The organism is Ruegeria sp. K3, assembly GCF_056531845.1.
In genome coordinates this window covers 631,612-651,149 of sequence record NZ_JBQFMM010000001.1, presented here as the reverse complement: position 1 = coordinate 651,149, position 19,538 = coordinate 631,612, and the positions used below count along the sequence as shown (strand labels likewise).

Below are 19,538 nucleotides of genomic sequence, written 5' to 3'. Positions count from 1 at the left end.
TGTGCCATTTTGACCTCTGCTTTGGATAAGAAGGATGATTGCAAGTTGGGGTCCAAGTATAAATAAGTAAAATGAATGTTTATCCGAATTATCATCACATTTTTTGATTGTTCAGATACCAACCCCAACAATGCATTGATGCGACGCGCCAAGGGCTACGTGGTCCCACCCCCTCACCTTCCTGTTACGCCACTGACACAGGGGTTGAGAGAACCGCACACAGCACACAGTATTGTCGAAACCTGGACCACCAAGGATTCATCATGCCCACCGAACGCATTACTTTCGCCGGTCACGACGGCAGCCAATTGGCCGCGCGCCTTGATCTGCCGGACGGGCCGGTACTGGCAACGGCTTTGTTTGCGCATTGCTTTACCTGCTCTAAGGACATACCTGCCGCACGGCGCATTTCGGCGCGTTTGGCGGCGATGGGCATCGCCGTGCTCAGGTTTGATTTTACAGGCCTTGGCCACTCGGATGGAGAGTTTGCGAATACGACATTCACCTCAAATGTCGAAGATCTGATCGCTGCAGCGCACTACCTGTCCGGCCGCAACATGGCCCCCGCCCTGCTTATTGGCCATTCACTTGGCGGCGCTGCGGTACTGCGCGCACGCGCTGGCATACCGTCGATCAAGGCGGTCGTCACATTGGGTGCGCCTGCTGACCCGGGCCACGTATCACACCATTTCGAGGCCGCCCTGCCCGAGATTCAGGCGCAAGGCAGCGCAGAGGTTTCGCTTGGCGGTCGCCCGTTCCGCATTGGCAAAGCTTTTGTCGATGACATTTCAGAGGCCGCGCTTAGCCCTGCCGTTTCAGATTTGAAAGCAGCGCTTCTGATCCTGCACGCACCGCGCGATGACACGGTCAGCATTGACAACGCCAGCACCATCTTTCTGGCTGCGAAGCATCCAAAAAGTTTTGTCACGCTGGACGATGCCGACCATCTGATCACACGCGCCGCTGATGCGGATTACGCGGCGGATGTCATTGCGGCTTGGGTGTCGCGATACGTCAAACTGTGCCCGCCCGCCCCACCACCCGGCGCCCCGGAAGGTGTTGTTCGCGTGACCGAGGCAGACCCGGCAGGGTTCCTGCAAGACATCCAGTCCGGCCCGCGCCACCATGCGGTCGCTGACGAGCCCGCTTCGTACGGAGGAACGGACCGAGGCATGTCCCCTTATGGATTTGTGTCCTCGGGATTGGGCGCCTGTACCTCGATGACCATTCGCATGTATGCGCGGCGCAAGAAATGGCCGCTGACAGGTATCACCGTCGATGTCTGCCACGACAAGGTACACGCCCAGGACGCCGGACTGGCCAGCGATGGCAAGGTCGATCAGTTCCGCCGCAAGATACGGCTACAAGGGCCGCTGGATGCCGCGCAACGTGCTAAGCTATTGGAGATCGCAGATAAATGTCCCGTGCACCGAACCCTTGAAGGCTCGGCCCATATCACGACTGAGCTGCTGGACTGAAAACCACCTTTGTCAGCTTATGATAATGATTGAAGGGGGCTTTTGCCCCCTTTTTCTAACGGCGCCTCGGTGAGGGTCGGTGAATTGGTGGCCGTGCCGTCGGAGGACGCGCCACCGGGGGATGCGGACGCGACGGCGGTTTGGCGATCGGTGGCTTTGGCCGCGGTGGAGGGTTCGGACGAACCGGTCGATCGGGGCGGTCGGGCCGGTCTGGGCGGTTTATGTCAACATCTACATTCACGTTACGGTCGTGGTAGTAATCATTCCACAGCATCGAGTCGTAGAACGGGTCATACCCAACGCCATACCCTACCCCGACGGACACGCCATCGCAGGCGGACAATGTAAACGTTGCAGTACCCAACCCCAGCGCCAGAACAGACCGTTTTAACAGTTTGCGAGTCATCCGAGCCTCCTTACTGCAAAGACCGGAACGACGCGAAAACGGCGTTCAAGGCATCAACATAAGACAGGTCGGCCCCGTCACGCAGGATCGCAACCCCAATCGCAACACGGTCTCGCGGCAGGTCGATCACAGTGGCGGTAAAGTTTACGCCTCGCCCATCCCGATTGCCGGTGCCGCGGATAACATGCGCAGGCCGCCCACCAATCCTTGTATCACTGGTGCTGGTCACCGTCGGGTCCTTGACGAGGAATTTGTCGATATCCTCAAGATAGCGCACCCCGCCCTGAATGCTGGAAACCCGTGATGGTGAGACGAAGCCCATCCAGACATTATCGTCGGTCACCGGTCTGATCCCCATGACGCGCGAAACCGCACGGGCATCGCCCAGATTGGTATCCTCGATTTCACGCGGGCCACCGGTACGCAATGCCCAAAAGTCGGGAACCTCAAAGCGGAACAGGGCGCGCCCTTCATCGGTGTAGGTCACCGGTGTGTCAGCTTGCACAGGCGTTACAGCCAACCAAGTCACGGCACTTGCAGCAAGCGCCAAGCTTAACAAAATACGCATATCTCAATAACCTGATCAGTTTTCTGATGTCAGGTTGCCCATGCAGTTTGACTTTGTCCAGTATCCTGTTCTGAAGACAATAAAAAACCCGCGTCCGGAAAGCTCCGAACGCGGGTGTGTCTTGCGCAAGAGCGCGCTATCAGGTGCGTGCGTCGCCCAGCAGCTTCCACAGGCCAGGGATCAGCAGAGCGGCCAGCGCCAGCTTGATCGCGTCACCCAGCAGGAACGGTGTCAGACCCCATTCCAGGATCGGCTTGTCCCAGCCATACAGCTGACCCAGCCACAGCAGGCCCGGTACGTAGATCAGCACGTTGGCCAGTACCAGCGCCAGCGCCAGCTTGCCGACCGAACGATCCCAGCCGCGCGCGGCCAGTGCGCCCAGCAGAATGGTCGCCATCAGGTAACCGACCAGATAGCCGCCGGTGCCACCCATCATGTAGGTCAGGCCGTATTTTTCGGCCGAGGAACCTGCAAACACGTCAAAGCCCAGAGCACCAACCAGCAGGTAACCCAGCATCGTGATCAGGCCAAGGCGCGCGCCATAAGCGGTGCCGATGGTCAGAACGGCGAATGTGCCCATGGTGATCGGAACCGGCCACATCGGCACTTTGATTTTGGCAGCAACAGCCAGAGCAACGATACCCAGGGCAACCAGAGCCACCTGCTTGACGCGCAGCGCCGTCCCCTCACGCGGGCCAAAAGCATTGGCCAGTACGTTTGCGTTCATCTCATTTCTCCACATTCGGACTTATTTGCACATGCAGCAATGCCCGTTCCGGGCCGTTGCTGCAAGATGATTACGCTATCGCAGCGCGTATTTGGTCTCCATTTCATAGGATTTTCGCGGCCCTGATACGGTCCAGCGGACTGTCCAGCGCGGCCATCCCGAGAAATCATAGTGTGCATCATAGCTGTCCGGCGGGCAATCGTGATGATCCTCGACCCGGGTTTGGCCAAGTTTGAGTGCGTGAAAAAACCGATCATCATCAAAATGGATAGCGATCCGATCACCGGCGTCGCGCCAAAGGTATCGACGCATTCCCGTCATTGCAGGCTGCCCCGGAACACGCAGCGTGACCGTCTCATCATAGACCAACCCTTGGGTATCTTGCCGAAGCTCTGCCTTACCCTCGGCCTGAATGATCTGGCCTGCACGCTCGTCCCGGATGAGGCGGCTCAGGTCCCAAACCCCCTGGAAATCATAAATATTTCTGGGCAGGCTCACTTCAAATAGATTCCGTCAGTTGTATTACCTGAATCATCCACAAACCGGATGGTTTCACCGCTTTGCTCAACATCATAACAAGCCCAGAAATCCGAACGCGGCCAGACCGAGCAATAGCGATCATCACGAACGGCCCATCGTCCCGAACTTGGGCGGCCTGAAAAGTACTGCGTTTGCATATTGCTATCGAAGGTCTGGGTGATCCCCTCGCCATAGTCGAGCTTCTTGCCAGCAAGCGCCATCAGAATCTCATCACCCGTCAGTTGCTGAAACTCGTCGGCGGCCACAAATCCCGGCCAAAGCAATAAAATCAGGGCAAACCGTCTCATCCCAGCACTCGCGCCTTGTTCCTTGGTCAATGCGCGGCTAAACCCCGCGCCAACGCCTCATCCCAATCATAAAAAGGTGCTGCCGCCAATGATTCCCCGCTATTCACGCCCCGATATGGTCGCCATCTGGTCACCCGAGAGCAAGTTCCGCATTTGGTACGAGATCGAGGCGCACGCCTGCGACGCCATGGCCGATCTAGGCGTGATCCCGCGTGAAAACGCCGAGGCCGTGTGGAAAGCCAAGGATGTGGATTTTGATGTCGCCCGTATCGACGAGATCGAAGCCGTCACCAAACACGACGTCATCGCCTTCCTGACCCATCTGGCCGAACATGTGGGCAGCGAGGAAGCCCGTTTCGTGCATCAGGGCATGACCTCCTCGGACGTGCTGGACACTTGCTTCAATGTGCAACTGACCCGCGCCGCCGACCTGCTGATTGCAGACCTCGAAGGTCTGTTGGCTGCCCTGAAACGCCGCGCGATAGAGCATAAAGACACCGTTCGCATCGGTCGCAGCCACGGTATCCATGCCGAACCCACCACGATGGGCCTGACCTTTGCCCGCTTCTATGCCGAGATGGACCGCAACTTGTCCCGGATGCGCGATGCCCGCGCGGAAATCGCCACCGGAGCGATCAGCGGCGCGGTCGGGACGTTTGCGAATATCGACCCGCAGGTTGAAGAGCATGTCTGCGACAAGCTGGGTCTGGTGCCTGAACCGATCAGCACGCAGGTCATTCCCCGCGACCGTCACGCCGCATTCTTCGCCACACTGGGTGTTATCGCCAGCAGCATCGAAAACATCGCTATCGAAATCCGCCATATGCAGCGGACAGAGGTGTTGGAAGGTGCCGAGTTCTTCTCGATGGGACAGAAAGGTTCCTCGGCGATGCCGCACAAGAAGAACCCGGTCCTGACCGAGAACCTGACCGGTCTTGCGCGCATGGTGCGTGCGGCCGTGATCCCGGCGATGGAGAACGTGGCGCTGTGGCACGAGCGCGATATCTCGCATTCCTCGGTCGAACGCATGATCGGGCCGGATGCCACTATCACGCTGGACTTTGCACTCGCGCGATTGACCGGTGTAATCGACAAGATGCTGATCTTCCCCGAGAACATGATCGAGAACATGAACAAGTTCCCCGGTCTTGTCATGAGCCAACGAGTGCTGTTGGCGTTGACCCAAGCAGGTGTAAGCCGCGAGGATGCCTATGCCATGGTTCAGCGCAACGCGCTGAAAGTCTGGGAGCATCGCACCGACTTCAAAGAGGAACTGTTGGCCGACGCCGATGTCACCGCCGCGCTGAGCCCGAAAGAAATCGAAGAGAAATTCGATCTCGGCTACCATACCAAACATGTAGATACGATTTTCGCCCGCGTATTCGGCGAATAATTCAAACTCAAACAGTGCTAAAAACTTGGCCCGGTTTGCTCAATGCAGCCGGGCCTTGTGTCTTTGCCAGATTGGCAAAAATCGGTTAATCTGTTGGCACAGTTTCCGCGAAAGGAAAACTCGATGCTACGAACTGCTCTATGCGCAATTGCTCTTATCTGTGCGGGCACCGCCGGATTTGCCTGTAACGGTAACACCAAGCAAACCCAGTCCTGTGCTGAAGGCACAATTTGGGACAGCGAAAGCCAAAGCTGCATGAAAATCGTCAATAGCTGACATTTTTATTTCCTGCTTGTGAATAAAAGCGATCAGTCAATCGTTAGCTTTTTTGAAGATCAAGCTATGATTGTAACAAGTCTCTTTGACAACGGAGTAGGAAAATGCGTCTTGTACTAGCCTCGGCCATCGCTCTTCAGGCCTTTACCTTCGCGCCCATGGCCATTGCTGCGGGTGGTGGGGACAGCAGCCCGCCCAAGCCCACCAACACCACCAAGAAATGCCTGTTTGGCCGCGTCTATGACGAGGCAGCCGGGCGCTGCGTCAAACCCAACAAGACGAATTTCACCGAAGACCAACTGTATGATGCCGTGCGCGAGTTGGCTTACGACGGGCAGTACGAAAATGCTCAGGGCATTCTGCGTATCATGGATCAAGATGATGATCGGGTGCAGACCTATTGGGGGTTCACCTATCGCAAGATGGGTGAGCTGAAACTGGCTGACGCGTTTTACCAAAAAGCAATTGAATCCAACCCCGACAACATCCTCGCCCGCAGCTACATGGGTCAGGGATTTGTTACCCAGGGCAAGACCGAGTTGGCCATCGCACAATGGCGCGAGATCAAGGCGCGTGGTGGCGAAGGCACATGGGCTGAGACATCGCTGCGCGAAGCGATCAGAACAGGGCTGACATATAGCTACTGAGTTTCAGGGTTTCTTTACCCGACTCTCTATATTCTGCCTGCAACGCGAATGAGGCATTGCAGGCAGATGCAGGACACGAAACTAATGGTGCAGATGACGCCGGGCGCGCAACCCCCGGTCGTTGAACAAGACGATGATGCGCCACGTGTTGTGCCGCGCGCCCTCAGCAACCGAGAGAAAGCCGCAGTTGTGGTTCGGCTGCTGCTGAACGAGGGGGCGGATATCCCGCTGGAAGAGCTTCCCGATTCACTGCAGGAACAACTTACCCACCAACTTGGACAGATGGGGTTGGTTGACCGGGTAACGCTGGCCGCCGTCGCGCAGGAATTTGCCGATGCGCTGGATGGCGTAGGGCTTGCATTTCCCCATGGGCTTGCTGGTGCTCTGGACGCGGTGAACGGCAAGATCGCCCCAGCCACCGCCGCCCGGCTGCGCCAGGTAGCTGGCGTGAGGCAGATCGGTGACCCATGGCAGCGTTTGCGCGAAGTACCCTCAGAAGATCTGGCCGAGATGGCCAAAGCTGAAAGCACCGAAGTCGCCGCCGTTATGCTGTCGAAACTCGAAACCGCCAAGGCTGCCCAGTTGTTGGGCCACCTACCCGGCCCCACAGCGCGACGGATAACTTATGCAGTCTCGAAAACGGCCAACGTGACGCCCGAGGCGGTTGAGCGGATCGGATGGTCCTTGGCCGCTCAGCTGGATCAACGCCCCGAGCCCGCCTTTCGGGATGGGCCGGGTGAGCGTGTGGGCGCGATCCTCAACCAGTCGGCCGCGGCAACGCGTGATGGTTTGCTGACCGCGCTGGACGAAGAAGACGCCGATTTTGCGGATACCGTCCGGCAATCGATCTTCATCTTTTCGCATGTGCCCTCGCGCATCCAACCCCGCGATGTTCCAGCGATTCTGCGCGTTGTGGATCAACCCGTTCTCATCACGGCGTTGGCCGGAGCCAATAGCGACGAAGACCTCGCCACGGTCGAGTTCTTCCTAGCCAACATGTCCTCTCGCATGGCGGAAAACTTACGGGAAGAAATGGCCGAACGTGGCAAGGTCAAACAATCCGACAGTGAAGAAGCGATGTCTCAGATCGCTGCAGCCATCCGCGCGCTTTTGGACGAGGGCGCGATCGCACTGGTCGAGGCTGAGGAGAATGCAGAATAGTCCGGCAAGGCGCGACCACTTGTGATCGCACGATGGGGCCTGTATGTCTCGTCGCGCAGTTCACAACGCTCAGGTGTCTCTCCCCATGCCCGTCGAAAAGTCGGAACTAAGCCGATTTGAGCTTGGAAAATACTACGTCGCCAACCTGTTTCTGACCGGCGTAATCCGCGGCATGCGCCTGCTGCCATATGAGCGCCGCATCGGAGCGATGGGCGCGATTGTGCGCTGGCTTGCCCCCATTGTCGGGTTTCGAACCCGCGTGCGCCGCAACCTGAAACTCACCTGCCCAGATCTGCCCGAGGCCGAGGTCAAGCGCATCTGCCGCGCCGTGCCTGACAATGCCGGGCGCGCGATCATGGAGCATTTTTCAGCCGACGGTTTCATCGAGCGACAAAGCAAGGCCAAAGTATCGGGCTCGGGTGTCGAAGCATTTGATGCCGCCGTGGCGGAAGGGCGTCCAGTGATGATGATCACTGCGCATTTCGGGCACTATCTGGCCGCGCGGGTCGCGCTGCAGGCGCGTAGCGGTAAACCCATCGGCAGCCTCTATCGCCGCATGGCAAATCCATATTTCAACGACATGTATGTCGAGGCATTCTATCAGACCGGGTCGCCCATGTTCGAACAGGGCCGCCGAGGTATGGTCGAAATGGTCCGTTCACTGAAAAGCGGAGGCATCATTGCCATTGTATCCGACCTGCATGCGCATGGTGGTGAGGAGCTGACCTTTTTCGGCAAACCCGCCGTCACCTCGGTGCTGAACGCGGAACTTGCGATCAAATACAAGGCTGTGCTGATCCCCTGCTATGCAGTGCGCCAACCCAACGGGATCGATTTTGAGATCGTCCTACACGACCCGGTCCCGCATACTGATGCCAAAACCATGACCCAGTTCACCAATGACGACCTGGAAGCGATGGTGCGTCAGCACATGGGACAATGGTTCTGGATTCATCGGCGCTGGAAGTCCTGGAGGGGACTGGGGGTCCAGCCAAAGGATATGCCCTGATCACTTAACCCGCGCTGCGGCCACGATCGGACCATGGCCACTGCGCTGGATCAGAACAACGGCAGGCAATTCCGATGACAATGTTGCGGTGAAACTCTGCGGTGTTTGGCCATCCCAGCGACCGGCAATCTGCCAATTCTCGACCACGTTTGCATAATCCAGATCATGTCCGGCCAATTCGCCACGCCGGATCGAGGTGCGACGCATCGGCGAATACTGCACAATCCGAACATCATAGGTTTCGTCGTCTGGTAACTCGATCGGAACGACATTCATGGATACTTCGTTCGCAGTACGCGTGGCACTGACCTCGGCCTCCGGCGGCGCAGCCAGGTGTGCATCGATTAGCCGGTTCAGTTCAATTGACTTGGCCCCAACCACATCCTGCTGCCCATTCACAACCATCTGCGGCGTGTAGATCATCGTCCGCCCGCCTTCACGTGCATAGGCGCGCTGACGATCGGTGTGGTCGGGATTGGCGTATTCATCTTTCCAGCCAATGTAGTCCCAATAATCCACATGCAACGCCAGACCGATTACATCATCCCGCTTGGCCAATTCATGCATGATCCGGTCTGCTGGCGGGCAGGACGAGCACCCCTGCGAGGTGAACAGTTCGACCACCACCGGATCATCCTGCGCCTGAGCCGGGGCAGCAAGAAAGAGTGAAACAAACGCGGTCGCAGCGACTGATCTGAGCATGTTTTCTCTCGATAGAGGATGATTGCCTGAAAGGTTTAAGTCGGAACCGAATAAACTGCCAATCAAGGTTTCTTGAGACCTCAGACACAAGCTTTCGACAAAATGTGTGCAATGGTATACTAAAAACCACCCAAACTGCCCGTTGCACCTTGAAACAACTGGTGTGGTAATGCAGATAACCCTTAGCGAAGCCCGTATTCCAAGTCATTTGAGAGGGAGGCCACAGATGCCCATCAAGGTCGGACAGGACACCGCCAAGACACGCCGCAGCCTGAACGTGAATGGCAAATCCATTTCCTATTATTCGATTCCAGCCGCGCAAGAAGCAGGCTTAGGCGATTTTTCGAATCTGCCTGCCGCGTTGAAAGTGGTTCTGGAAAACATGCTGCGGTTCGAAGATGACGGGTTCTCGGTTTCCGTCGATGACATCAAAGCCTTTGCCGAATGGGGTGCCAACGGTGGCAAGAACCCACGTGAGATTGCCTATCGCCCTGCCCGGGTTCTGATGCAAGACTTTACCGGAGTTCCGGCCGTGGTGGATCTGGCAGCGATGCGCGACGGCATCAAGGGCCTTGGTGGGGACGCGCAAAAGATCAACCCGCTGAACCCGGTCGATCTGGTCATCGACCACTCGGTCATGATTGATGAGTTCGGCAACCCACGCGCGTTTCAGATGAACGTGGACCGCGAATATGAGCGCAACATGGAACGCTATCAGTTCCTGAAATGGGGTCAGAACGCGTTCAACAATTTCCGCGTCGTGCCTCCCGGCACCGGAATCTGCCACCAAGTAAACCTGGAATACCTGGCGCAGACCGTCTGGACAGACACGGACCAAAGCGGCGAAGAAGTCGCTTATCCCGATACACTTGTTGGTACTGACAGCCACACCACCATGGTCAACGGCATGGCCGTTCTGGGTTGGGGCGTTGGCGGAATCGAGGCCGAAGCCGCGATGCTGGGTCAACCGATCTCGATGCTGATCCCCGAGGTTGTGGGTTTTGAACTGACCGGTTCGATGGTCGAAGGCACAACGGGAACTGACCTTGTCCTGAAAGTCGTCGAGATGCTGCGCGAGAAAGGCGTGGTTGGTAAATTCGTTGAGTTCTTCGGCGAAGGTCTGGACCGCTTGCCCTTGGCCGATCGCGCAACCATCGCCAACATGGCCCCCGAATACGGCGCGACCTGTGGTTTCTTCCCGATTGACGGCGAGACCTTGCGCTATATGCGCAATACTGGACGCGACGAAGACCGCATCGCATTGGTCGAGGCCTACGCCAAGGAAAACGGCTTCTGGCGCGATGCCGATTACGCGCCGATCTACACCGACACTCTGTCGCTGGATATGGGCACAATTGTTCCTGCGATCTCGGGCCCGAAACGGCCGCAGGATTATGTCGCACTAACCGACGCCAAGGCCGCATTCACCAAGGAAATGGCCGAGACCTTCAAACGCCCGATGGGCAAACAAATAGAGGTCAAAGGCGAAAACTACGGCATGGAATCGGGCAAAGTCGTGATCGCCTCGATCACCTCCTGCACCAACACGTCGAACCCGTATGTGATGATCGGCGCGGGCCTCGTTGCACGTAAAGCCGCCGCGCTGGGATTGGATCGCAAACCGTGGGTAAAGACCTCATTGGCGCCCGGCTCGCAGGTTGTGTCCGCCTACTTGGAGGCTGCGGGTCTGCAGGAAGATCTGGACAAGATCGGCTTCAACCTTGTTGGTTATGGCTGCACCACCTGCATTGGCAACTCGGGTCCGATCCAAAGGGAAATCAGCGAAGCGATTGCCGAAGGCGATCTTGTTGCCACTTCGGTGCTGTCAGGCAACCGCAACTTTGAAGGCCGCATCTCGCCCGACGTGCGCGCCAACTATCTGGCCTCGCCTCCACTGGTCGTGGTCTACGCGCTGGCCGGTACGCTGGACATCGACCTGACTTCGGAACCAATTGGACAGGATCAGGCCGGCAACGATGTCTACATGAAAGACATCTGGCCGACCCAAAGCGAAATCGCCGAATTGGTTGAGGCAACTGTGACCCGCGAGGCGTTCCAGTCGAAATATGCCGATGTCTTCAAAGGCGACGAGAAATGGCAGGAGGTCGAGGTTCCGCAACAGGAAACCTATGATTGGCCACCGACGTCAACGTACATTCAAAACCCTCCCTATTTCCAAGGCATGGGGCCTGAGCCGGGCACGATCTCGAATATCGATGGTGCAAAGGTTCTGCTGATCCTGGGCGACATGATCACCACCGACCATATCTCGCCCGCCGGTTCGTTTGCGACAACGACACCTGCCGGGAAGTATCTGACCGATCGTCAGGTTCAGCCGCGCGAATTCAACTCGTATGGCTCACGCCGTGGCAACCACGAGATCATGATGCGCGGCACCTTCGCCAATATCCGCGTCAAGAACGAGATGCTGGATGGCGTCGAAGGCGGTTATACAAAAGGCCCGGATGGTGAACAAACCTCGGTCTACGAAGCATCGATGGCCTATCAGGAGCAAGGCACCCCGCTGGTCGTCTTTGGCGGCGAACAGTACGGTGCAGGTTCGTCACGCGACTGGGCGGCCAAGGGCACAGCTCTGCTTGGCGTCAAGGCAGTGATCGCCGAAAGCTTTGAGCGCATCCACCGTTCAAACCTGGTAGGTATGGGCGTCATACCATTCGAATTCACCGATGGTGATACCCGCAAGACACTGGGTCTGAAGGGTGATGAGACCGTTTCGATCCACGGGTTGGATTCGGTTGAGCCCCTGCAGGAAGTGCCCTGCACCATCATTTACGGAGATGGTACCGAAAAGACGATCACCCTGAAGTGCCGCATCGATACCGCGCCCGAGATCGAATACATCGAAAACGGCGGTGTGCTGCAATACGTGCTGCGCAATCTCGCAAAAGCGTCATAAATCAGCAGGTTGATATCCAACCTCAGCCCCCGGCCCTGCGCCGGGGGTTTTGTTTTCTGGCCATTTATTTAAAAATCTGAAACTGTTGGGCAAGACAGTCTTCGGAATTCCATCACCATGAAAAAGCCCAACGCCCTACTGGTTTGCTCGCTTAGCGTCATCGCCGTGATCGGGATCTGGGGCGTCGTCGATATCGAAAGCTTGGTGACTTGGGCCAACAGCATCGTGCAACAAACCTTCCACAGTCGCGGTTGGTTCGTGATGCTCGCGGCCTCAGGCATGTTGATCGGGTGTTTGGTTCTGGCCTTTTCACCCTATGGCAAAATCCGTCTGGGCCGGGATGATGAAGAGCCCGAGTTCTCGACCGCCACCTGGATCTCAATGCTGTTCTCCGCAGGAATGGGCGTTGGACTGCTGTTCTGGGCGGTCGCCGAGCCCCTGACCCATTTCAACTTCATCTCGGGCATGGCACCCGACTATGTCGCCGCGCAGCAGGCCATGCTGGCAACAAACTTCCATTGGGGCCTGCACGCATGGGCGATTTACGGTTCGACCGCGCTGACCATCGCTTATTTCAGCTTTCGGCGCGGGACAGGCATGATGGTCAGTGCACCGATCAAAAGCCTGTTCCCAGGAGAACGCTGGGCCGAGCGGGTCGGGTGGCTGTCGGATTTCATGGCCATTGTTGCAATCTCTATCGGTGTTGGCGGTTCAATGGCCATGGGTGTGTTCCAGGTTGCGGACGGGATTGCGGTTCTGGGTGGCCGGGAAACGGTTGGTGCCCTTCTGATCGGAGTTGTTTTCCTGGCGATGGTCGCAGCCTACATCCCTGCTCTGTTAATCGACCTTGGCCAAGGCATGGCGCGCTTGTCGAATGCGGCAATGCTGATCGCGATCTGCCTTGTGGCCTACACAGTGGTCCTCGGGCCTACAGAGTATCTGTTGAACACTGTGGTTCAAGGGTTCGGCGATTACGTCACCAATGTCATCCCTCGGGGCTTTCAGACCTTCACCTTCTTCGGCGATGACGTCACCAAATGGTTCAGCGACTGGACCCTCACCTATATGGTCTGGTGGATCGCCTGGGGACCTTTTGTTGGTGTGTTCGTCGCGCGTATCTCTCGCGGTCGCACGATCCGGGAATTCGTGATCGGAGTACTCTTTGCGCCCACGCTGTTCTCGATCCTTTGGTTCGGTGCCTTCGGCGGCATCGGTCTGTTCGAGGCGCTCAACGGTGCCGGAGAACTGCTGGCCTATACGCAAACAAACATCGAGCGTGTGACCTTCGCCCTGCTCGACCGTTTGCCCTTATCGCAGATCACAATACTTGCAACCGTAGCAGCGGCGTTTCTGTTCATCGTAACCAGCGTTGTAAGCGCGGCCTTTGTGCTGGGTACATTCTCGTCCCAGGGGGACGAAAACCCGCCCCCGCGCGTGCGGCTGATCTGGGGTGCATTGCTGGGCTTGTTGAGTGTCGCGATGATCCTGTCGGGCTCGGTGGAATCGGTCAAAGTCCTGATCTCACTCGGAGCGCTGCCCTTTGTGTTCATCTCGGTTCTGCTGATGGTCTGCCTGTTCCGAGGGCTACGAGAAGAGGGGCTGAGCCATGCTGATCGGTGATCTGACGGATACGCTTATGAATCTAACCACCTTTGCATTCATCGGCGCGATGATCTGGATTTTGGTCCGTAAGTAACGGCTTGAATCCCGACCATTTTACCGATTTCCTACGATTATGGACAAAGTCGCATTGATAACCGGCGGTGCACGCGGAATTGGGCGTGCAATCGTCGAAGACCTCAGCCGTGATCACCGCGTCGCGTTTACTTGGTTGTCGAGTAAACCCATGCCCGAGCTACTGGGTGGGGATGTTCTGGCCATACGCTCTGATCTATCTGCGCCCGACCAGCCGGCTATCGTGATTTCGCAGGTGATCGAGAGGTTTGGAAGGCTGGATGTGATCGTCAACAATGCCGGCCTTGTGAAATCTACCCCCAAAGAGGAATTTCGGGCCGAGGACCACCGCGCCATTCTGGATTTGAACCTGCTGGCCCCCGCCGCATTGTTGGCTGCTGCGCTACCACATCTGAAACGCGACGCCTCAATCGTCAGTATCTCATCTATGAACGCGGTCTTACCGCCTCGGGATGCGGTGACCTATGGGGCAAGCAAGGCCGCCCTGAATCTATGGACCCATGCCATGGCAAAGGAGCTTGGGCCAAAGGGGATACGCGTTAATGCAGTCGCACCGGGTGCGATCAACATCCCCGAAGCGCCCCGGTCCGAGGAGTTGACCGCGCTGTTTGTCAAAGAAACCGCTTTAGGTCGCGCGGGAAAGCCCGAGGATATCGCCAAAGTCGTCAGGTTTCTGGCGTCCGATGCCGCATCCTTCATCACTGGTGAGGTTCTGGGCGTCACCGGTGGCTATCGCTTATGAGCCACCTGCGGCTTTCTCAAGCGCTGGGCGGATCGCGCTTTCGATCACCCGCTGAGTGACCGGACCAGCCCAGCGCAGGATGATCGTGCCCTCACCGTCGATCACATAGGTTTCGGGCACACCGTAGACGCCCCAGTCCAGCCCCATTCGGCCCTGTTCATCCCGACCGATACCGGCATAGGGATCGCCCAGTTCGGCAAGGAATCCTTCGGCGTTGTCCAGTTGGTCCTTGTAGTTGATACCATAGACGGGGATACCCTCGTCAGACAGAGCCTGCAGATTGGGGTGTTCGACGCGGCATGGTGCACACCAACTGGCCCAGTAGTTGACCAGCTTGACCTCGCCATCACGCAGTGTGGCATCATCGAAGCCCGGTTTGCCCGTGAACTCGGTCAGTACAACCGGCGGCGCTGGCTGACCCTCGCGCGCCGAGGGCAAGGCGTTAGGATCGTCGCGGAACATGCCGATGCCCGCGAGCACAGCGAAGGCGCCGAAAATCAGCGGAGGCGCGATCATCAGGGGCGAAATCTTAGCCATTGCGTGACATCCTTTGTTCAACCTTCTCCATCTCGGCCCGTACCTTACGGCCCCGGATCACGCTGAAACCCACCAATGCGATCAGAAGTCCGATTGATACGACATAAGACCACAAGACGGTATCGGCATATTTTCCAAGATCAGGGATCATCCGCTCACCCTTTCACGCGCCATAAGCGCCTTGGTCCGGCGGGCGCGAATTTCTGTGCCCGTACGATAGAAGACCAGCGCAATGAACAGCAGTACAAAGCCGATGATGCAGAGCAGCAGTGGATAGAAGTAGATATTGCTTACCTTCTCCTCAGTATCCGTGCCTGTGATCGCCCCGGCGCGCATCACCGAAGCCCCCTGATGCAGCCCCTGATTCCAGAAGTTCACCGCATACCGGCTGAGGAACGCAAAGACAGAACCCACAAGGCAAAGGACCGAGGTCAGGTCCGCCGCTGTATCCGGATCTTCGATCGCTTCCCAAAGCGCGACATAACCTAGATAGAACAGGAACAGGATCAGGAACGAGGTCAGGCGCGGGTCCCAGGCCCACCATGTCCCCCACATGGGCTGCCCCCAGATCGCTCCGGTGGCCAATGCGATCAGCGTCATCACGATGCCGATGGGCGCAGCGGCGCGGGCAGCCAGCGCACTGACATGGTGGCGACGCACCAGCCAGACCAGCGAAGTTGCCAGCATCATCAGCCAGCAATTGATCGCCATCAACGCGGCGGGCACATGCAAATAGATGATCTTTACGGTCGAGCTTTGCTTGTAGTCATCCGGGGTGAAGAAAAAGCCCCAGATCAATCCGACGACCAGACAAAGACCTGAGCTGATCCAGAAGAACGGAAGGACCCGTTCGCTGGTCGCGAGGAACTTACGCGGGTTGGCGTATTCCCAAAGGGCATTGGCTTTGGCTGCGATTGTCATGGGCTCTATCTAGTCCGAGTCGGCGTGGTTCTCAATTGACCTCAGTCAAGCTTTGTGGCCATCACCTAAGATTGATGCGCAGTACCGCTGCGCTGGCAAAGGGTAAAAGTGCGACCGTTGCGGCGGTAATCCCTGCCAGCATTAGCAGGGGCGTTTGCGTCTCCATGCCTGTCGCACCGCGTCGGGCGACCTCGGCTCCGAAGATCAAAGTCGGCACGTAGAGCGGCAAAACCAGAAGCGACAGTAGCAGACCGCCCCGTTTTAGACCAACAGTAAGCGCCGCGCCAAAGGTGCCGATAACGCTCATCGCCGGAGTACCGAGGAGCAGTGAGATCACTAGCCACGAAAACCCGGGTACAGGCAGGTTTAGCAACACGCCTAGGAACGGCGCGGCCAGAACCAGCGGCAATCCGGTGGTTAGCCAATGGGCTAGCGCTTTGACGGTAACAACTGATTCCAACGGAAGTGGCGCGGTCGCGAGCAGATCAAGCGAGCCGTCTTCCCAATCCAGCGCCAGAAGGCGATCAAGTGACAGCAGACACGCCAAAAGCGCGCCCAGCCAAAGAACGCCCGGTGCGATGGTCGAAAGCAGCGAAGATTGCGGGCCAACCGAGAATGGCACCAGAACGGTGACGATCAGGAAGAAAGCAAGACCGAGACCAAAGCCACCCCCCGCACGGAAAGCCAATTTCAGATCACGCAGCAATAAGGCGATCACAAGAAACCTCCGTCGAAATCGTCGATGGGCTTGGGCTTGGCCTTGTTGGGGCCAACGTCCAGAACCTCTCCGTCCAAGCCAAGATCAATATGGGTCGCGATCAGGGCCGAACCACCCTGCCCCAGATGCGCGCGCACCGCATCCGCAAACATCTGCACGGCGTGACGATCCAGCGAGACCGTCGGCTCGTCCAGCATCCAGATCGGGCGGCCAGTAACCAACATACGCGCCAATCCCAGACGCCGTTTCTGCCCCGCCGAAAGGTTGCCCGCATGGCGGTCAGCCAACTCGTTCAGCTCAAACGCATCAAGGGCGTGCTGGATATCACGGGTGCCAAAGACCGACGCCCAGAAGTTGAGGTTTTCGACAACGGTCAGGGTCGGTTTTAACCCGTCGGAATGAGACGCGTATGCGATCTGGTCTTCTGCCCCGACGATTTGCCCTGCCAGCGGCGGTTGCAGGCCCGCAAGCGTACGCAGTAATGTTGTCTTTCCGATCCCATTCGGTCCCCGCAGGATCAGCGCCCTTCCTGCCTCAAGCGAGAAGCTCAGCCCTTCGAGCACGGGAACTCCGCCGCGTGCGATGGCCAGATCGGTTACCTTTAAAGTCATGAAGCCCGCTTAGCGGATTGTGCGTGTGGGCAAAAGGTCGGAATTGCCGCAGAGCGGCCGGTTGGGTCGCAGTGAGGGGCCAGCCCCTCACACTCCCCGGGATATTTTTAGCCAGTGGAAGAACAGATCCTCAGACCGGGATCAGCGCAAGCGCAACGCGGCGGCCTTCGGAAAGCAGCACGTTGTAAGTGCGGCAGGCCGCCGGAGAGTTCATGATTTCGACACCCAGACCTGCCTCTTCCAATGTGGTGCGCAAGTCGGCTGGGATGTGGGTCAGTTCTTTGCCCGTACCGATGAACAGAACATCGACATGTTCGGACAAGGCCAGCAGGGTCTGGGCGTCGGAGTAACCCGCCCAAGCCGATGTACCAGTGGGGCCGGTCAGGACTGCCCCATCATGAACTTCCCCGCCTATCCGAAAGAACCCGGGGCCATAGCCATCAACCGGCTGAGCGTTTGTATATGTGATCTCGTTCAGGCGCATGTGCAGGGTTCTAGCCCCAAAACGGCAGGCCGGACAAGGCCGCTGTTGCAATCACCAGATAGGCTGCGGCGCGGTAGAGGTTCTCGTACTCGGGTCGGAACATCCAGCCCCCCAGCCAGTTGCCCGCGATGTTGGGAACCGCAAGCGCAAGGCCCAATCCGATGCTCGCGATCGAAAGACGCCCCATCCCGCCAAGATATCCGAGGATCAGCAAATCGAAAGCAAACAGGAACAATAGGATCGTCGCGCGGATGATCTCAACCGGTAAGGGCCGTGACATATAAAACAGGATGACAGCAGGCCCCGGTATCCCGGCTACCCCGCCAAGTAGCCCTGCAGCCCCGCCGATCGCAGCAACCATGCCACGCGATACCGCTCCCCGGTAGCGCAGACCAAAAACCAGAACGGCCAGCATCGACAAGGAAATCAGGCTGACGATATAGCGAAACACTTCAGGATCGGTCCGGGTCAGCAGCCATAAGCCAACCGGTAGAAGTAGCGCGCACCCGACCAAAAGGCGCATCAGATCTGCCTTGTCAACAACCGTCCATGCGCGGCGCAGGTTCGGGATCGGGCCAAATATGTCCATGACCGTCAGCGCGATGATGGCACCGAAGGGGCCAAGATACGGGCTGGCGATGGGCAGGAAGATCAGGGCCGTCCCAAAGCCGGAGAACCCACGCACGATGCCCCCAACAAAGGCGGCGAAAATAATAACGGCCAGACCGGTTAGGGTCTGGCCGAAATACTCAGGCATCAATGTTGGCAAACTGGTTGCCCGCCGTATTCGACGGCTTCGACCAGTCGCGCTTGACCCCCAGCCACAGCAGGATGGTCGAGGCCACGAAGACCGACGAATAGGTCCCGACGATCACGCCCCAGATCATCGCGAAGACAAAGCCTCGGATCACGTCTCCGCCCAGTACATAGAGCGAGATCAGCGCCAGCAGCGTGGTCACAGAGGTCATCACCGTCCGGCTGAGCGTTTCGTTGATCGAGATGTTCAGCACCTCTTTGAGGTTTTTCTTCTTATACTTCCGCAGGTTTTCGCGAACCCGGTCGAAGACGACCACGGTGTCGTTCAGCGAATAGCCGACGATAGTCAGTAGAGCGGCGATGATCGCCAGGTCAAAACGGATTTGTAGTTCCGAGAAGATGCCGATGGTCAGGATCACGTCATGCACCAACGCGGCGACCGCCCCGAGTGCGAACTGCCATTCGAACCTAAGCCAGATATAGACAAGCACTGCGCCAATCGCCAAGGCGACCGCAATGACCGCGGTCTGGATCAACTCACCCGAAACCTTGGGGCCAACCGATTCTACCGAGACGAACTGGATATCCGGCGCGGCAACGGTCAGCGCTTCTTCGACGGCTGTGACGGTTGCGGCCGCCACAGCTTCGGCCCCGTCCTGTGCCTGAATGCGGATCATCGCGACGTTTTCATCCTCGCCAAAGGTGGGATCAAAAATCTCGGTGATAGTCACATCGCCAAGCTCAAGCGGCGCGATGGCGTCGCGATAGGCGCCGACGTCGATCTCTTGCGCGCTTTGGGTCCGGATCGTGGTGCCGCCGCGAAAGTCGATGCCGAAGTTCAGCCCTTGCAGCAGGAATGACGTGAATGCGATCACCATCATCAAACCCGAGATGCCCAGCCAGACCTTCCAACGGCTAAAGAAATCGAACGAGGTGTTTTGGGGTACGAGTTTCAGTCTCATG

At 57.8% G+C, this 19,538-nt stretch carries 22 protein-coding genes; 8 read left to right on the top strand and 14 right to left on the bottom strand.

The window, feature by feature from the left end; genetic code table 11:
- Nucleotides 1-263: 263 nt before the first annotated feature.
- Nucleotides 264-1,478: a bifunctional alpha/beta hydrolase/OsmC family protein gene (locus ACR0MP_RS03200; protein ID WP_170403180.1), complete on the top strand. Its 1,215-nt coding sequence runs from the start codon at nt 264-266 to the stop codon at nt 1,476-1,478.
- 55 nt (nt 1,479-1,533) lie between these two features.
- Here the strand turns inward: ACR0MP_RS03200 and ACR0MP_RS03195 are convergent, their stop codons facing one another.
- The 5 genes from ACR0MP_RS03195 to ACR0MP_RS03175 form a co-directional block, all read right to left on the bottom strand.
- A complete protein-coding gene (locus tag ACR0MP_RS03195; RefSeq protein ID WP_170403183.1) occupies nt 1,534-1,884 on the bottom strand; it encodes a hypothetical protein in 351 nt (116 codons plus the stop codon).
- 10 nt (nt 1,885-1,894) lie between these two features.
- Complete coding sequence (locus tag ACR0MP_RS03190) at nt 1,895-2,452, bottom strand: hypothetical protein (protein WP_480885806.1); 558 nt, start codon at nt 2,450-2,452, stop codon at nt 1,895-1,897.
- 139 nt (nt 2,453-2,591) lie between these two features.
- On the bottom strand, nt 2,592-3,179 hold the full coding sequence (locus ACR0MP_RS03185; RefSeq protein WP_170396416.1) for a biotin transporter BioY: 588 nt from the start codon (nt 3,177-3,179) through the stop codon (nt 2,592-2,594).
- 75 nt (nt 3,180-3,254) lie between these two features.
- On the bottom strand, nt 3,255-3,677 hold the full coding sequence (locus ACR0MP_RS03180; protein ID WP_170403189.1) for a DUF6314 family protein: 423 nt from the start codon (nt 3,675-3,677) through the stop codon (nt 3,255-3,257).
- Nucleotides 3,674-4,006, bottom strand: coding sequence for a hypothetical protein (locus tag ACR0MP_RS03175; protein ID WP_170403192.1), 333 nt, complete (start codon nt 4,004-4,006; stop codon nt 3,674-3,676). Before ACR0MP_RS03175 ends, ACR0MP_RS03180 begins: the two co-directional genes overlap by 4 nt.
- 88 nt (nt 4,007-4,094) lie before the next feature.
- On the opposite strand from ACR0MP_RS03175, the gene purB reads away from it, so the two are divergent.
- From purB to ACR0MP_RS03155, 4 genes are all read left to right on the top strand, one after another.
- Nucleotides 4,095-5,399 (top strand): adenylosuccinate lyase, encoded by a 1,305-nt coding sequence (gene purB, locus ACR0MP_RS03170; RefSeq protein ID WP_170403195.1) that lies wholly within the window; start codon nt 4,095-4,097, stop codon nt 5,397-5,399.
- A gap of 380 nt (nt 5,400-5,779) precedes the next feature.
- Nucleotides 5,780-6,322: a hypothetical protein gene (locus ACR0MP_RS03165; protein WP_170403198.1), complete on the top strand. Its 543-nt coding sequence runs from the start codon at nt 5,780-5,782 to the stop codon at nt 6,320-6,322.
- A 93-nt stretch (nt 6,323-6,415) separates the two neighbouring features.
- Nucleotides 6,416-7,483 carry a flagellar motor switch protein FliG gene (locus ACR0MP_RS03160; RefSeq protein ID WP_480885885.1) on the top strand — a complete coding sequence of 356 codons (1,068 nt, stop codon included), beginning with the start codon at nt 6,416-6,418 and terminating at the stop codon, nt 7,481-7,483.
- An 85-nt stretch (nt 7,484-7,568) separates the two neighbouring features.
- Nucleotides 7,569-8,492 (top strand): lysophospholipid acyltransferase family protein, encoded by a 924-nt coding sequence (locus ACR0MP_RS03155; protein ID WP_170396406.1) that lies wholly within the window; start codon nt 7,569-7,571, stop codon nt 8,490-8,492.
- On the opposite strand, the gene ACR0MP_RS03150 is transcribed toward ACR0MP_RS03155, so the two are convergent.
- Nucleotides 8,493-9,194 (bottom strand): DUF1223 domain-containing protein, encoded by a 702-nt coding sequence (locus tag ACR0MP_RS03150; RefSeq protein ID WP_170403201.1) that lies wholly within the window; start codon nt 9,192-9,194, stop codon nt 8,493-8,495.
- A gap of 226 nt (nt 9,195-9,420) precedes the next feature.
- Here ACR0MP_RS03150 and acnA point away from each other — a divergent pair, with 226 nt between their 5' ends.
- The 3 genes from acnA to ACR0MP_RS03135 all read left to right on the top strand — a co-directional run bounded on the left by acnA (nt 9,421) and on the right by ACR0MP_RS03135 (nt 14,548).
- Nucleotides 9,421-12,111 (top strand): aconitate hydratase AcnA, encoded by a 2,691-nt coding sequence (acnA, locus tag ACR0MP_RS03145; RefSeq protein ID WP_170396402.1) that lies wholly within the window; start codon nt 9,421-9,423, stop codon nt 12,109-12,111.
- A gap of 117 nt (nt 12,112-12,228) precedes the next feature.
- Nucleotides 12,229-13,731 (top strand): BCCT family transporter, encoded by a 1,503-nt coding sequence (locus ACR0MP_RS03140; protein ID WP_170403204.1) that lies wholly within the window; start codon nt 12,229-12,231, stop codon nt 13,729-13,731.
- 115 nt (nt 13,732-13,846) lie between these two features.
- On the top strand, nt 13,847-14,548 hold the full coding sequence (locus ACR0MP_RS03135) for an SDR family oxidoreductase (RefSeq protein WP_170403208.1): 702 nt from the start codon (nt 13,847-13,849) through the stop codon (nt 14,546-14,548).
- Here ACR0MP_RS03135 and ACR0MP_RS03130 read toward each other — a convergent pair.
- From ACR0MP_RS03130 to secF, 8 genes are all read right to left on the bottom strand, one after another.
- Complete coding sequence (locus tag ACR0MP_RS03130) at nt 14,543-15,085, bottom strand: DsbE family thiol:disulfide interchange protein (protein WP_170635251.1); 543 nt, start codon at nt 15,083-15,085, stop codon at nt 14,543-14,545. The two genes, ACR0MP_RS03135 and ACR0MP_RS03130, sit on opposite strands and share 6 nt — an antisense overlap.
- Nucleotides 15,078-15,236 carry a heme exporter protein CcmD gene (gene ccmD / locus ACR0MP_RS03125; protein ID WP_010442050.1) on the bottom strand — a complete coding sequence of 53 codons (159 nt, stop codon included), beginning with the start codon at nt 15,234-15,236 and terminating at the stop codon, nt 15,078-15,080. The genes ACR0MP_RS03130 and ccmD overlap by 8 nt, the downstream gene beginning before the upstream one ends.
- Nucleotides 15,233-16,006: a heme ABC transporter permease gene (locus ACR0MP_RS03120; protein WP_480885802.1), complete on the bottom strand. Its 774-nt coding sequence runs from the start codon at nt 16,004-16,006 to the stop codon at nt 15,233-15,235. The genes ccmD and ACR0MP_RS03120 overlap by 4 nt, the downstream gene beginning before the upstream one ends.
- Nucleotides 16,007-16,067: 61 nt before the next feature.
- Complete coding sequence (gene ccmB, locus ACR0MP_RS03115) at nt 16,068-16,724, bottom strand: heme exporter protein CcmB (protein WP_170396393.1); 657 nt, start codon at nt 16,722-16,724, stop codon at nt 16,068-16,070.
- Nucleotides 16,721-17,335 (bottom strand): heme ABC exporter ATP-binding protein CcmA, encoded by a 615-nt coding sequence (ccmA, locus tag ACR0MP_RS03110; protein WP_170403218.1) that lies wholly within the window; start codon nt 17,333-17,335, stop codon nt 16,721-16,723. Before ccmA ends, ccmB begins: the two co-directional genes overlap by 4 nt.
- Before the next feature lie 130 nt (nt 17,336-17,465).
- Nucleotides 17,466-17,819: an Mth938-like domain-containing protein gene (locus ACR0MP_RS03105; RefSeq protein ID WP_170403221.1), complete on the bottom strand. Its 354-nt coding sequence runs from the start codon at nt 17,817-17,819 to the stop codon at nt 17,466-17,468.
- A 10-nt stretch (nt 17,820-17,829) separates the two neighbouring features.
- A complete protein-coding gene (locus tag ACR0MP_RS03100; RefSeq protein ID WP_480893675.1) occupies nt 17,830-18,588 on the bottom strand; it encodes a TSUP family transporter in 759 nt (252 codons plus the stop codon).
- Nucleotides 18,569-19,537 (bottom strand): protein translocase subunit SecF, encoded by a 969-nt coding sequence (gene secF / locus ACR0MP_RS03095; protein ID WP_170403224.1) that lies wholly within the window; start codon nt 19,535-19,537, stop codon nt 18,569-18,571. The genes ACR0MP_RS03100 and secF overlap by 20 nt, the downstream gene beginning before the upstream one ends.
- Between the last annotated feature and the right edge of the window lies 1 nt (nt 19,538).

Coding starts and splice junctions, on each gene's coding strand:
- ccmA (WP_170403218.1), bottom strand. CDS start 17,335: ATGACTTTAAAGGTAACCGATCTGGCCATCGCACGCGGCGGAGTTCCC.
- ACR0MP_RS03105 (WP_170403221.1), bottom strand. CDS start 17,819: ATGCGCCTGAACGAGATCACATATACAAACGCTCAGCCGGTTGATGGC.
- ACR0MP_RS03195 (WP_170403183.1), bottom strand. CDS start 1,884: ATGACTCGCAAACTGTTAAAACGGTCTGTTCTGGCGCTGGGGTTGGGT.
- purB (WP_170403195.1), top strand. CDS start 4,095: ATGATTCCCCGCTATTCACGCCCCGATATGGTCGCCATCTGGTCACCC.
- ACR0MP_RS03130 (WP_170635251.1), bottom strand. CDS start 15,085: ATGGCTAAGATTTCGCCCCTGATGATCGCGCCTCCGCTGATTTTCGGC.
- ACR0MP_RS03200 (WP_170403180.1), top strand. CDS start 264: ATGCCCACCGAACGCATTACTTTCGCCGGTCACGACGGCAGCCAATTG.
- ACR0MP_RS03135 (WP_170403208.1), top strand. CDS start 13,847: ATGGACAAAGTCGCATTGATAACCGGCGGTGCACGCGGAATTGGGCGT.
- acnA (WP_170396402.1), top strand. CDS start 9,421: ATGCCCATCAAGGTCGGACAGGACACCGCCAAGACACGCCGCAGCCTG.
- secF (WP_170403224.1), bottom strand. CDS start 19,537: ATGAGACTGAAACTCGTACCCCAAAACACCTCGTTCGATTTCTTTAGC.
- ACR0MP_RS03140 (WP_170403204.1), top strand. CDS start 12,229: ATGAAAAAGCCCAACGCCCTACTGGTTTGCTCGCTTAGCGTCATCGCC.
- ACR0MP_RS03120 (WP_480885802.1), bottom strand. CDS start 16,006: ATGACAATCGCAGCCAAAGCCAATGCCCTTTGGGAATACGCCAACCCG.
- ACR0MP_RS03160 (WP_480885885.1), top strand. CDS start 6,416: ATGACGCCGGGCGCGCAACCCCCGGTCGTTGAACAAGACGATGATGCG.
- ccmD (WP_010442050.1), bottom strand. CDS start 15,236: ATGATCCCTGATCTTGGAAAATATGCCGATACCGTCTTGTGGTCTTAT.
- ACR0MP_RS03155 (WP_170396406.1), top strand. CDS start 7,569: ATGCCCGTCGAAAAGTCGGAACTAAGCCGATTTGAGCTTGGAAAATAC.
- ACR0MP_RS03175 (WP_170403192.1), bottom strand. CDS start 4,006: ATGAGACGGTTTGCCCTGATTTTATTGCTTTGGCCGGGATTTGTGGCC.
- ACR0MP_RS03190 (WP_480885806.1), bottom strand. CDS start 2,452: ATGCGTATTTTGTTAAGCTTGGCGCTTGCTGCAAGTGCCGTGACTTGG.
- ACR0MP_RS03165 (WP_170403198.1), top strand. CDS start 5,780: ATGCGTCTTGTACTAGCCTCGGCCATCGCTCTTCAGGCCTTTACCTTC.
- ACR0MP_RS03150 (WP_170403201.1), bottom strand. CDS start 9,194: ATGCTCAGATCAGTCGCTGCGACCGCGTTTGTTTCACTCTTTCTTGCT.
- ACR0MP_RS03185 (WP_170396416.1), bottom strand. CDS start 3,179: ATGAACGCAAACGTACTGGCCAATGCTTTTGGCCCGCGTGAGGGGACG.